Annotated in this window: 8 protein-coding genes and 1 pseudogene; 6 read left to right on the plus strand and 3 right to left on the minus strand. The window is 63.0% G+C overall.

The window, feature by feature from the left end:
• Window positions 1-124: 124 nt before the first annotated feature.
• Both N181_RS27260 and N181_RS27265 read right to left on the minus strand, forming a co-directional pair.
• The gene (locus N181_RS27260) at window positions 125-1,123 is read right to left on the minus strand and encodes an ABC transporter substrate-binding protein (RefSeq protein WP_014327741.1); all 999 of its coding nucleotides are present in this window, start codon (window positions 1,121-1,123) and stop codon (window positions 125-127) included.
• Between the two features lie 421 nt (window positions 1,124-1,544).
• A complete protein-coding gene (locus N181_RS27265) occupies window positions 1,545-3,209 on the minus strand; it encodes an electron transfer flavoprotein-ubiquinone oxidoreductase (protein ID WP_014327740.1) in 1,665 nt (554 codons plus the stop codon).
• Window positions 3,210-3,475: 266 nt separating this feature from the next.
• On the opposite strand from N181_RS27265, the gene N181_RS27270 reads away from it, so the two are divergent.
• From N181_RS27270 to N181_RS34185, 4 genes are all read left to right on the plus strand, one after another.
• A complete protein-coding gene (locus tag N181_RS27270; protein WP_014327739.1) occupies window positions 3,476-4,765 on the plus strand; it encodes an Hsp70 family protein in 1,290 nt (429 codons plus the stop codon).
• 50 nt (window positions 4,766-4,815) lie between these two features.
• Window positions 4,816-5,694, plus strand: a complete 879-nt coding sequence (locus N181_RS27275; RefSeq protein ID WP_014327738.1) for a uracil-DNA glycosylase — start codon at window positions 4,816-4,818, stop codon at window positions 5,692-5,694.
• Between the two features lie 139 nt (window positions 5,695-5,833).
• Window positions 5,834-6,013, plus strand: coding sequence for a hypothetical protein (locus N181_RS35085; RefSeq protein WP_014327737.1), 180 nt, complete (start codon window positions 5,834-5,836; stop codon window positions 6,011-6,013).
• 152 nt (window positions 6,014-6,165) lie between these two features.
• Window positions 6,166-6,306 carry a hypothetical protein gene (locus N181_RS34185; protein ID WP_014327736.1) on the plus strand — a complete coding sequence of 47 codons (141 nt, stop codon included), beginning with the start codon at window positions 6,166-6,168 and terminating at the stop codon, window positions 6,304-6,306.
• A 154-nt stretch (window positions 6,307-6,460) separates the two neighbouring features.
• On the opposite strand, the gene N181_RS27285 is transcribed toward N181_RS34185, so the two are convergent.
• On the minus strand, window positions 6,461-7,399 hold the full coding sequence (locus tag N181_RS27285; RefSeq protein WP_014327735.1) for a DMT family transporter: 939 nt from the start codon (window positions 7,397-7,399) through the stop codon (window positions 6,461-6,463).
• 372 nt (window positions 7,400-7,771) lie between these two features.
• Between N181_RS27285 and pepN the strand changes: the two genes are divergently transcribed.
• Both pepN and N181_RS27295 read left to right on the plus strand, forming a co-directional pair.
• Window positions 7,772-10,432: an aminopeptidase N gene (pepN, locus tag N181_RS27290; RefSeq protein WP_060564028.1), complete on the plus strand. Its 2,661-nt coding sequence runs from the start codon at window positions 7,772-7,774 to the stop codon at window positions 10,430-10,432.
• 344 nt (window positions 10,433-10,776) lie between these two features.
• A pseudogene (locus N181_RS27295) lies at window positions 10,777-13,103 on the plus strand (PAS domain-containing sensor histidine kinase).
• Window positions 13,104-13,174 lie beyond the last annotated feature (71 nt).

The raw sequence follows: 13,174 nt of genomic DNA on the forward strand, positions 1-13,174 counted from the left end.
CGCGACAGACCCCTTTGTACCCGAAGGGCGGAGGGTAGCTGCGACAGCCGGAGCCGCCTCACAATCGGTCGTTAAAAGAAAGCGGCGCGCATTTGGGCGCGCCGCTCTTCGGCTAGAAACTTGCTCAGAGGGCCGCCTTGACCTTCTCTGCGACTTCCGGCGAGACCCACTTGGTCCAGATGTCCGGATTTTCTTCGAGGAAATGCTTGGCACCTTCCTCGCCGCTCGCCTGATTGTCCGTCATCCAGGCCATCAGCTTGTTGACGGTATCGTTTTGCCAGGCGCGGGTCTTCAGATAGTCCATAACCGGGCCGGCACGATCGGCGAAGGCCTTCGTCACCAGCGTCTGGACCGTGTCCTTCGGCCAGTCGTTCTTCTTCGGATCCGGGCAATCAGCGACCGTGTTGCAGCGCTTCCATTCGGCCGGGTCGGCCGCTACGCCGTGATCAAGCTTCACCATCTCGTATTTGCCGAGCAGCGCCGTCGGAGCCCAGTAGTAGCCTACCCAGCCCTGCTTGCGTTCGTAAGCTTTGGCGATCGAGCCGTCGAGGCCAGCGGCCGAGCCGGTGTCAACGAGCGTGAAGCCTGCGGCCTCCGCGCCGTAGGCCTTGTAAAGCTGCGTCGTCACGACCGTGCCGCCCCAGCCCTGCGGGCCGTTGAAGATGGCGCCCTTGCTCGGATCTTCCGGATCCGGGAAGAGCTCCTTGTGCTTCAGCACGTCGTCAATCGTCTTGATGTCCGGATTGGCGTCGACAATGTACTTCGGGATCCACCAACCCTGCACGCCGCCATCGGGCAGCGAGGACGACGCGGCAACGAGCTTGCCCTCCTGCAAACCGCGGTTGACGACGTCGGGCAGCAGGTCGACCCAGCCTTCCGGAGCGATGTCCGGCTGGCCCTTTTCAATCATCGACGTGATCGATGGCACGGTGTCGCCAACGACCAGTTCGGCGCTGCAGCCATAACCTTCCGTCAGAATGAACTTGTCCACATTCGCCAGCACTTCGGCGCTCTGCCAGTTCATGTTGGCGATCGTCACATCGCCGCATTCCTGCGCCGATGCGGCGCTGCCAAGTCCGAAGAGGCCAACGGCCAGACACGTCGTTGCAAGTAGTTTTTTCATGTCGTTTCCCTCTGTTCTGACGGTGTACCCGTGACGAACTGCCAGCCTCACCGCGGCAGCGGACAGCGATTGGACCTGACCCTCCTTCCGGATCGGGACCGGATAGAGCGGCCTTCGTCGCCATCGATCCAGACTCCCGATCGACGGCTGATTTTATTGCTAACGAGTCTCTCAGGCAAACGCTTGCTCATTTGCGTCAGCGAGCGCGTTCATTGACTTTTTTCATGAAGATAGGCAATTGGAGGCCTGGCGGCGAAACTTCATCTGCCGCCGGGCATCGGGGCGCGCCGAGAAGCTCTCGGCTATGCGCCTTGGCCATTGGCAAGGATTCCGGTGGAGCCCGGCCGGACGTCACACGTTCGGATAGACCGGGCCCTCGCCACTCCTTCTTCCGGGAGCCCGTGCGGCCCGTCACCAAAGGTTACATGTTCGGATAGACCGGTCCTTCGCCGCCTTGCGGCGGCACCCAGTTGATGTTCTGGTTGGGGTCCTTGATGTCGCAGGTCTTGCAGTGCACGCAGTTCTGGGCGTTGATGACGAAGGTCGGCTGGCCGTCCTTCTCGACCCATTCGTAGACGCCGGCCGGACAGTAGCGCGTCGAGGGGCCGGCATAGACTTCGTATTCGGAGCGCTTCTGCAGTTCCGGGTCCTTGACCTGCAGGTGGATCGGCTGGTCCTCCTCGTGGTTGGTGTTCGACAGGAACACCGAGGAGAGTCGGTCGAAGGTCAACACCCCGTCCGGCTTCGGATAGTCGATCTTCTGGTGCTTGGCGGCCGGCTCCAGTGACTGGGCGTCGGTCTTGCCGTGCTTCAGCGTCCCGAAGAGCGACAGGCCGAACAGCGTGTTGGTCCACATGTCGAGGCCGCCGAGCGCCACGCCGATCGCCGTGCCGAAGCGCGACCAGAGCGGCTTGACGTTGCGGACCTTCTTGAGGTCCTGGCCGATGGCGCTGTCGCGCCAGCCGCGCTCGATCTCGATCGGCTCGTCATTGGCCCGCCCGCTCGCGATCGCCGCCGCCAGCTTCTCCGCGGCGAGTATCCCCGACAGCACCGCATTGTGGCTGCCCTTGATGCGCGGCACGTTGACGAAGCCGGCCGAGCAGCCGATCAGCGCGCCGCCCGGGAAGGACAGCTTCGGCACCGACTGGTAGCCGCCCTCGGTGATCGCCCGGGCTCCGTAGGAGAGCCGCTTGCCGCCCTCGAAGGTGCCGCGGATCGCCGGATGCGTCTTGAAGCGCTGGAACTCCTCGAACGGATAGAGATAGGGGTTCTTGTAGTTCAGGTGGACGACGAAGCCGACGGCGACCAGATTGTCCTCGAGGTGGTAGAGGAACGAGCCGCCGCCGGTCTTCATGCCGAGCGGCCAGCCGAAGGAATGCTGCACGAGGCCGGGCCTGTGGTTCTCCGGCTTGACCTCCCAGAGTTCCTTGAGGCCGATGCCGAATTTCGGCACGTCGCGGCCCTCGCCGAGCTTGTATTTGGCGATCAGTTCCTTGGCGAGCGAGCCGCGCACGCCCTCACCGATCAGCGTGTATTTGCCAAGCAGCGCCATGCCGCGGGCGAAGTTCGGGCCCGGCTCGCCGGAGCGTTCGATGCCCATGTCCCCGGTGGCAACCCCGATCACCGCGCCTTCGTCGTTGTAGAGCACTTCGGTCGCGGCAAAGCCCGGATAGATCTCGACGCCGAGCGCTTCGGCATGCGTCGCCAGCCAGCGACAGACATTGCCGAGCGAGACGACGTAGTTGCCGTGATTGTTCATCAACGGCGGCATCAAAAAATTCGGCAGGCGGATCGAACCGGCCGGGCCGAGGAACAGGAAATGGTCGTCGGTGACTTCGGTCTTGAACGGATGGTCCGGCTCGTTGCGCCAATCCGGCAGCAGCCGGTCGATGCCGATCGGATCGACGACGGCACCCGAGAGGATATGCGCGCCGACCTCGGCGCCCTTTTCGAGCACGACGACGGAAAGCTCGGGATTGACCTGTTTCAACCGGATCGCTGCGGCCAGCCCGGCCGGCCCCGCCCCGACGATCACCACGTCGAATTCCATGCTCTCGCGTTCGGGGAGTTCTTGTCGCTCGGTCATTTCGCGCTCTCCAGTCTTGCCGTTCTCCGCCGGCTCCGTTCCCAGCAAATCATCCCGTCATGACAAATGCCGCAAACCTTGTCGAGCCGGGATGCGACAGACTGTCTCTGCATTTGCGCATGACTTCATGAGTTTAGCACAGTCCACTATCTTACTTGAACGTAAACGTAAATAAATCTCCAACGAAGTAGCCTGTCGTTCAGCTTGCTTTTGCGGCGTCCGCATGCAACGAGGCCCGCCCCACCTAACGTCGCGAGGACAAAATCATGGCTTCGGCCCTCGGCCTTGATTTCGGAACGACCAACTCCGTCCTGGCGCTGGCGCAGGGCACCTCGACCCGCTCCCTCTTTGTCGAAAGCACCGCCGGCCGGTTCGACACGACGCGGACGGCTCTTTCCTTCCTGAAGCAGCAGGGCCACGCTCCCTTGAAGGTGGAAGCGGGACAGGCGGCAATCCGCGAGTTCATCGACAATCCCGGCGAATGCCGTTTCCTTCAGTCGATCAAGACCTTTGCGGCAAGCGCGCTTTTTCAGGGCACGCTGGTCTTTGCGAAGCGGCATGAGTTCGAAGACTTGATGTACGGCTTCCTGGCGCGCCTCAGGGATTACGCCGGAGACGACTGGAACGACGCATTGCGGCGACTCGTCGTTGGGCGTCCGGTGCAATTTGCCGGCGCAAGGCCGGACGAAGGGCTGGCCCTCGAGCGCTACAGCCGCGCGCTCGCACGTTTCGATTTTCCGGAAATTCACTACGTCTATGAACCGGTTGCGGCCGCCTTCTATTTCGCCCGCAAGCTCGAGCGCGATGCGACGGTGCTCGTCGCAGATTTCGGCGGTGGGACGACGGACTATTCGATCATTCGCTTCGAAAGCCGCGGCGGACGGCTGATCGCGACGCCGATCGGGCATTCCGGTGTCGGCGTCGCCGGCGATCACTTCGACTTCCGCATCATCGACAACATCGTCGCCCCGCTCATTGGAAAGGGGAGTCTGTTCAAGAGCTTCGACAAACTGCTTGAAGTCCCGTCGAGCTACTACGCCAATTTCGGTCGTTGGAACCAGCTCTCGATCTTCAAGACCCTGAAGGACTTTGCGGAGTTGAAGAAGCTCGTCCGCACGAGCCTCGAGCCGGAGAAACTCGAGACGTTCGTTGATCTCATCGAACATGACGAAGGCTACCCGCTCTACCAGGCGGTCTCGGCTGCGAAGATGCGCCTGTCGCAGGAGGAGGAGACCGAGTTCTTCTTCGCGCCGCTTGGGGAGGGCTCACGGCGCAGTGTCAGGCGCGGGGACTTCGAGGCCTGGATCGCCCCCGACCTCGCCCGTATCGAAGCAGCCCTCGACGAGGTGCTTGTCACGACATCGACTGCGCCGGCGGAAATCGACAGGGTCTTCCTGACCGGCGGCACATCCTTCGTGCCCGCCGTCCGCCGGCTTTTCGACAATCGCTTCGGCCGCGAGCGGATCGAAAGCGGCGGAGAGCTTCTGTCGATCGCCCACGGGCTTGCGCTGATCGGCGAGCGTGAGGACATCACGGCCTGGACGATCGCTGCGTAAATGTCCCGCCCGCCGCTGGACCGCTTTCGCCGATCTGCTAAGTTCCGCCCATGATCTCGGCCAACGACCTGTCCCCTTCGGAACTCGCCGCCCTTCTTGCTTTCCATGCGGAAGCGGGCGTCGAATGGTTGCTTGAGGACGAGCCCGTCGATCGGCTGGCGGAATTCGAAGCGATGAAGGCCAAGCGCGCCGACGCGCGGGCTGCCCCGCAAGTCCGACAGGCCACATCCCCGGAGGTCCAGAGTGGTCGAGTTCAAACGGCGACTTCGGGCAAGAGCCGAGACGCTTTTCCCAACGCGCCGGCAACGCCAACGGTGGCGATCCCCGACGAGCAGGCGGTCAGCGAGGCGCGATTCGCCGCCGAAAGCGCCCGATCGCTCGCCGAGTTGCGCACGGCGATGGAGGCTTTTACCGGCTGCAACCTGAAAAACAGCGCCCGCAACCTCGTTTTTGCCGACGGTAACGCTGCATCCGGCATCATGGTCGTCGGGCCGATGCCCTATGCGGAGGACGACCGGGACGGCCAGCCCTTCGCCGGCAGGCACGGCGATATGCTCGAACGGATGCTTTCCGGCATCGGCCTCTCGAGGTCCGACATTCTGCTCACCAATGTCGTGCCCTGGCGGCCACCCGGAAACCGTGTGCCAAGCGGCCGGGAGGCCGATATCTGCCGCCCCTTCGTCGAGCGGCAGATTGCGCTCGCGGAGCCGAGGCACGTGCTTCTGCTCGGCAATTTCACCGCCCGCTTCTTCTTCGGCACCAACGAGACGATCCATCAGACGCGGGGGCAATGGCGCGAGCTTTCCGCCGGCGGCCATCTCGTGCCGGCGCTGGCGACGTTGCACCCCCAGGATCTCATCTCCGCACCGGTCAACAAGCGTTTCGCCTGGCAAGATCTCCTGGCTTTCAAGGCCCGGATCAGCGGCTGACGGGCGCGGCTCGACAGGTGAAGGAAATATGAACAAAGCCATGCAATTCGCGCATGTCAGCGCCGCGTTTTAATGCGTTGCAAAAGAGATGCTGCATCGCAATATAGAGCAACGGGAGGAATGGATAAGGAATTGAACCATGACTGCCCGCTTTCGCCCGATCCACAGCAGCTTTGAGACGCTCCGCCAGGCCCGCGTCGCGCTGCGGACGCCGTACAACAGCTTCGGCAAGGTAGCCAATGAGCAGATGACGGCAATCGGCCTGGCGCGCACCACGCGCCACCCCGCACAAATCTACGCCGATTTCATTCAACGCTGACCTCTGCAGAGTGCCAGCCTTCTTGCCTGCTGCATGATTCCTCAAAATCGGAATCGATTTAAGGACAAATTCATGCAGCATTTCAAAGTGCTACGCGACCTTGGCGCGTCCGATCGGACGCGCGGCGCTGTAGCGCTTGCCGGAGTACGATCATGTCTATCCGCAGCCTGCTCGACACAATTTCCGACATCGGCACCGCCGTCCGGGCTTCGCGCGAGTTCAGCAGGCTGAGCACGGTCAAGGATGCCCGCCGCGCGCACCGCGTTGCCGTGAGCCCGTTGCTGCCCAACTGATCCGCTAAAGCACGTCGCATTCAATGCGACGTGCTTTAGGTCTTTGTTTTTGTGCATGTCGTTGTCCCAAAACCGCTGCACACTTTTGGGCTCCATGCATTAGCCGCATCGAAGACGACACAGTTCGCGATTGGCGGGCCAAGCGCAATGGGCTTCAGCCCTGCGGCGTGACGTGCTTGCGCGCCCCCTTCCGCTCAAGGCCGAGCCGGTGTTCGCGGAAGATGATGAAGATGCCCGCTCCAACGACGATCGCCGTGCCAATCAGCATGGCGGCCGTCGGTACGTCGCCGAAGAGGACATAGCCGATGACGATGCCGAGCACGATCGAGGTGTATTCGAACGGCGCGATCGTCGACATGTCGGCGTGGCGATAGCTCTCCGTCAACAGGATCTGGGCGACACCGCCGCAGAAGCCGGCAAGCATCAAAAGCAGGAAGGATGTCCACGACATCGCCGACCAGCCGAAGGGCAGTGTCGCGAGGGAAAACACTGCCGCGGAGAGGGAGAAGTAAAGAACGATCGTATGGGTGCGCTCCGTCTGCACCAGCCGGCGGACGAGAACCATCGCGACCGCTCCGAGCGTCGCCGAAAGCAGCACCGCGACCGCACCCAACGCCTCCGACGAGCCTAGACCTCCTTCGTCGAACAATGTCAGGCGCGGCCAGGTGATGATCAGCACGCCGACAAGGCCGATGGTCACCGCGGACCACCGGTAGAGCCGGACGATCTCGCCGAGAAACAGCGCAGCAAAGGCAACCGCCAGCAGCGGCATCGCGTAGCCGATCGCGATCGCCTCCGGAAGCGGCAGATGCACAAGCCCGTAGAAGCCACAGCTCATCGACAGAATGCCGACGAAGCCGCGCGCCACATGCCCCGCGACATTGTTGGTCCGGAAGGCGTCGCGCAACTGGCCGCGACAGGCCAGGAATCCCAGAATCGGCACCATGGCGAAGGCGGATCGATAGAAGGTGATCTGGCCCGTGGCGATATCGCTGCCGGCCGCCTTGATGCAGGTCGCCATGCAAACGAAGACGATGACAGACAGGACCTTGAGCAGAATCCCCTTCATGGGGTCGTGAATGTCGGCATCCATGGAGGGCGTTTCGAGGTGGTACCGGGCAGCCGGTCTGGGAACAGGATACGGCGCGGGCCGCAGGAGGACGGAGCCAGTCTAACTGCGCAGCGCAGCATGTTGGATCAATTTTCTTGATGGGGACGGCATTTTCGTGATGACTCGCATCCGCCTGCTTTCGAGGCGATGCTTTAGCGATCACGAAAAAATCCGGTGGAATTTAGCTCTTGTTAGTGACGCTTCGTTAAACCTGCCTTCGGGGTGGGGAAAACGAGCGTGATTGTTGCCGAAGTGCGGTCGACGGTATTGCAAGCACAAAATCTCGCCCCTTGGCCTTTTCACCATCACAGGCGCCCTCTAACTTAAGGACGGAAGGCGCAAGCGGGACTGACCATGCGGACAAATACTGGCCAGATCATTCATCTGGAAGACTACCGGCCGACCGATTTCGTTCTCGAAAGAGTGGACCTCACCTTCGAACTCGACCCAAGAGAGACGAAGGTCGAGGCACGGCTGATCCTGCACCGTCGTGAAGGTGTCGACCCCTCCGCCCCCCTGGTGCTTGACGGCGACGAACTTACCATGACCGGCCTGCTGCTCGACCAGGAAGAGGTCCCGGCGGCACTTTACGACGTGATGGACGAGACCCTGACGATCCGCGGCCTGCCGGAGACCGCCCCCTTCGAGATCACCGTGACGACGCTCCTGTCGCCGGAGACGAACACGAAGCTGATGGGGCTTTACCGCACGAACAACGTCTATTGTACGCAATGCGAGGCGGAGGGCTTCCGCCGCATCACCTATTTTCCCGACCGGCCCGACGTGCTCGCCGTCTATACGGTCAACATCATAGCCGACAAGGCGACCGCTCCCCTCCTCCTTTCGAACGGCAACTATCTCGGCGGCGCCGACATGGGCGACGGCCGGCACTTCGCCGCCTGGTTCGATCCGCATCCGAAACCGAGCTATCTCTTCGCGCTCGTCGCCGGCAACCTCGGCGTGGTCGAGGACAAGTTCACGACCGTGTCGGGTCGTGAGGTAGCGCTGAAGATCTATGTCGAGCACGGCAAGGAGCCGCGCGCCGCCTACGCTATGGACGCGCTCAAACGGTCGATGAAGTGGGACGAGGAGGTCTTCGGCCGCGAATACGATCTCGATATCTTCATGATCGTCGCGGTCTCCGACTTCAACATGGGCGCCATGGAGAACAAGGGGCTCAACGTCTTCAACGACAAATACGTTCTCGCCGATCCGGAAACGGCGACCGACACGGACTACGCCAATATCGAAGCGATCATCGCCCACGAATATTTCCACAACTGGACGGGCAACCGCATCACCTGCCGCGACTGGTTCCAGCTGTGCCTGAAGGAAGGGCTGACCGTCTACCGCGACCACGAATTTTCGGCGGACATGCGCTCGCGCGCCGTCAAGCGCATCGCCGAGGTGCGGCACCTGAAATCCGAGCAGTTTCCCGAGGATGCCGGTCCGCTTGCCCATCCGGTGCGCCCGACCAAATATCGCGAGATCAACAACTTCTACACGACGACCGTCTACGAGAAGGGGTCCGAGGTGACGCGGATGATCGCGACCCTGCTCGGACGCGACCTCTTCAAGAAAGGCATGGACCTCTATTTCGACCGCCATGACGGCCAGGCGGTGACGATCGAGGACTTCGTTGCCTGCTTCGAGGACGCGAGCGGGCGCGACCTCAAGCAATTCTCGCTGTGGTATCACCAGGCGGGAACGCCGCTGATCACCGCTGCCGGATCCTATGACCCGGCGAAACAGACCTATACCCTGTCGCTCGAGCAGACGGTGCCCGCAACACCGGGCCAGAGCGCCAAGAAACCGATGCATATTCCGCTCCGTGTGGGGCTCCTGCTTGGGGACGGCAGCGAGGCGACGCCTACCGCTGTCTCGGGCGCCGACGTCACGGCAGATGTCGTGCATCTGACGGAGCGCAAGCAGACTGTCGTCTTCACCGGCATTCCGTCCCGGCCCGTGCCCTCCTTCAATCGCGGCTTCTCGGCGCCGATCAACCTGCACATCGAACAAAGCGCGGACGACCGCGCGCTCATCGCACGTAATGAGGTCGATCTCTTCGCCCGATGGCAGGCGCTGAATGTCATGGCGCTCGAAAATCTGGCCAAGGCGGCGGCACAGGCGCGAAGCGGTCAGCCGGTGACCTGCGACGACGCCCTGATCGGCGGGCTTCTGGCCGCCGCGGGCGACGAACGGCTGGAGCCGGCGTTCCGCGCCCAGGTCCTGGCGCTGCCGAGCGAAGCCGACATCGCCCGGGAGATCGGCCGCGACAACGACCCGGACGCCATCCAATCGGGCCGCCAGGCGGTCCTTTCCGCCCTTGCCGCGTCCGGCAAGGAGATCTTCGCGCGACTGCTCGGGGAGACGACGCTTTCCGGCCCGTTCCGCCCCGACGCTGCGAGCGCCGGCCGGCGGGCGCTGCGCAATGCCGCCCTCTCCTATCTCGTCTATGGCGACGATCGACCCGAGAAGGCGGCAAGCGCGTTCCACTCCGCCAACAACATGACCGACCTCAGCCAGGCGCTGACCCTGCTTGCCCACCGTTTCCCGGACGCGGATGAGACGCTCGAGGCGCTGGCCACATTCAAGAAGCGCTTCGCGGACAATGCGCTGGTGATCGACAAATGGTTCGCCATCCAGGCAACGATCCCCGGCGCCTCGACCCTCGATCGGGTCAAGGCGTTGATGTCCGATCCGCTCTTCAACGCCAGCAATCCGAATCGCGTGCGTTCGCTCGTCGGCACCTTCGCTTTTGCCAATCCGACGGGCTTCAACCGCGCGGATGGCGAAGGCTACCGCTTCCTCGCGCGGCAGATTCTCGATATCGACCCGCGCAATCCGCAACTCGCGGCTCGGATCCTGACATCGATGCGCTCCTGGCGGTCGCTGGAGCAGGTGCGGGCCGGCCACGCCCTGGGTGCTCTCAAGGAAATCGCCGCGGCCTCCAATCTTTCCGCCGACGTCAGCGACATCGTCGACCGAATGTTGAGCGACGGCAGCGCGGCGTGAATCCGCCGCGCGCTCGACCCGGAGCCTATGGCGTGTTCCTTGGTCGATCGAGGGATCAAGAACATCCAGCAATTCAAAGTGCTGCAGCGACCTTTGCCCTGATAGGGCGCGCGGCGCTGTCGGAGCTATGACTTTCCAACGATGAAAATTGGTTAACAAATCTTTACCCCTGCCTCTAGACAAGGCGAATCGCCCTGTGATTCATTGAGTCATATTCGGGCGAGCGGCGCACCGAATCACTGAAGCGTCCCGCTTACCGTTCAGAACGGAGCGACGTTTCGGATTGAGAGGATCACAGCGTCCCTTTCGCATTCAAATGCGGACGCTCTCGAGGATGGCAGAGATTGGGAAAGATGGCGGACGCGCGACGGGGAAGCGCAGCCGACGGGCGGTTGCGACTCAAGTTTCCAGGCTTTTCCGGCCTGGAACGGGAGCTCATCGACAGGGCGAGGCGCTTTGCCGAACCGGCATCGCGCCGACTCGCGCGGGCCGAGCCCGTTCTCAAGCGCTCAATTCCCGTCCTCATCATCGCCTTCCTGCTGATCGTGGCCGTGTCTCGCATGTCGGGCATCATGGACGAGCATGCCCGAATGGAAGCCAGTTCGCGTCGGACCGTCAGCCTGGCGGCAACAGCTGCGACAGCGGCTTTCCAGGCAGACGGCTCGGAGCTCTTCGCCGACGGGCAGCGCTGGGAAGCCGAACGCCGGCTCGCTGAATATCTGCCCGCCGAACTCCTCGACACGGGCATGTTCCTGCTGACGGTTCGCCGCGACGGTCGCATCTTCGCGAGCACCCAGGACGGGGCACACTTCATCGGACGCACCCTCACCTCGATCGCGCCCGACGTCGCTTCGCTGCAATATTACGGCGAAGGCTCCGGCGCGATACGGGCGACGATCGACGGCGTCGAACACCTGGTGGCCCTGATGCAGGTGCCGGCTTCCGCGGGCGTCGTTCTGGCGGCAACGCCGGTCGCCCAGTTCGAAGCCGCCTGGCGCGACGATGTCTCGCTCAATGTGACGCTGTTTGCCGGCATCTCGGCAATCCTGCTCGTCGTACTCTACGCCTACTACATCCAGGCAAAGCGCGCGCGGGACGCCGATTCCGTCTTCGCGGAGTCGAACCTGCGCGTCGAAACCGCGCTGTCGCGCGGCCGCTGCGGGCTTTGGGATTTCGATCTCGCCAATCGGCGCCTGTTCTGGTCTCGCTCGATGTACGAGATGCTCGGCATGCCAGGCGACAGCAGCGTGCTATCGTTCGGCGACGCAGCGCGGCTCATGCACCCGGAGGACCGCGGCGTCTACCGGGTGGCGCGGGCGATCGCCAAGGGCAGCGAACGCCAGATCGACCAGGTGTTCCGCATGCGCCACGCCGATGGTCACTACGTCTGGCTTCGGGCGCGCGCCCAGGTCATCCGCACGGTTTCGGGCAAGACCCACCTTATCGGCATCGCCATGGACGTGACCGAGCAGCATCGGCTCGCCCAGCGCTACGCGGAAGCGGACCAGCGCCTGACGGATGCGATCGAGTGCACCTCGGAAGCCTTCGTGCTGTGGGACAAGCACGACCGGCTGGTCATGTGCAACACCCACTACCAGGAGGCCTATCAGCTGCCGGACCACGTCCTCGTGCCGGGCACCGAACGCGCGGTCGTCCATGCCGCGGCGGCCAGGCCCGTCGTCGAGCGGCGCGTCGCCGATCCGGACCGCAGCAATCACTCGCAGACGAGCGAAGTGCAACTCGCCGACGAGCGCTGGCTGCAGATCAACGACCGGCGCACCCGTGACGGCGGCCTTGTCTCTGTCGGGACCGATATCACGCTGCTCAAGCGGCATCAGGTGCGCCTGCGCGAATCCGAGCGGCGGCTGATGGCGACGATCGGCGATCTTTCGGCTTCGCGCATCACGCTCGAGCGGCAGAAGGCCGAGCTTTCCGTCGCCAATGCCAACTACCAGGCGGAAAGGAACGGGCGGAGGCGGCAAACCGGGCAAAATCCGAGTTCCTTGCAAACATGTCGCATGAGCTGCGCACGCCGCTCAACGCCATTCTCGGCTTTTCCGAGATCCTGCAGAACCAGATGTTCGGTCCGCTCGGCTCGGAGAAATACAACGAGTACTCGCGTGACATCCACGAGAGCGGCAAGCACCTGCTCAACGTCATCAACGACATACTCGACATGTCGAAGATCGAGGCCGGTCACATGCGCATCACGCGCGAGAGGATCGATCTCGCGCCGCTGATCGAGGAGACGCTTCGCTTCACCACAATTCCGGCCGAACAGAAGAATATCCGCGTTGTCCAGGAGATATCCTCGGGCCTGACGATGTTCGCCGACCGGCGCGCCATGAAGCAGGTGCTTCTCAACCTGCTCTCCAACGCGGTGAAGTTCACCAATGAGGGCGGACGCATTTCGCTCCGGGCCCGCAAGGTTCGCGGCGCAGTGACGCTGACGATCGCCGATTCCGGCATCGGCATTCCCAGGCACGCGCTGCAGAAGATCGGCCATCCCTTCGAGCAGGTGCAGAGCCAGTATGCCAAGAGCAAGGGGGGCTCCGGATTGGGGCTCGCCATCTCCCGGTCGCTGACGCGACTCCATGGCGGTCGGATGAAGATCCACTCGGCCGAAAAGGTCGGCACGATCATCTCGGTGCGAATTCCCGACCTCACGTGAGCCAGCAGCGGCGGCAGTATTCAAAGTGCTACAGCGACCACCTTAGCGCGTCCGATCGGACGCGCGGCGCT

This window comes from Sinorhizobium fredii USDA 205 (genome assembly GCF_001461695.1).
Taxonomy (GTDB): domain Bacteria; phylum Pseudomonadota; class Alphaproteobacteria; order Rhizobiales; family Rhizobiaceae; genus Sinorhizobium; species Sinorhizobium fredii.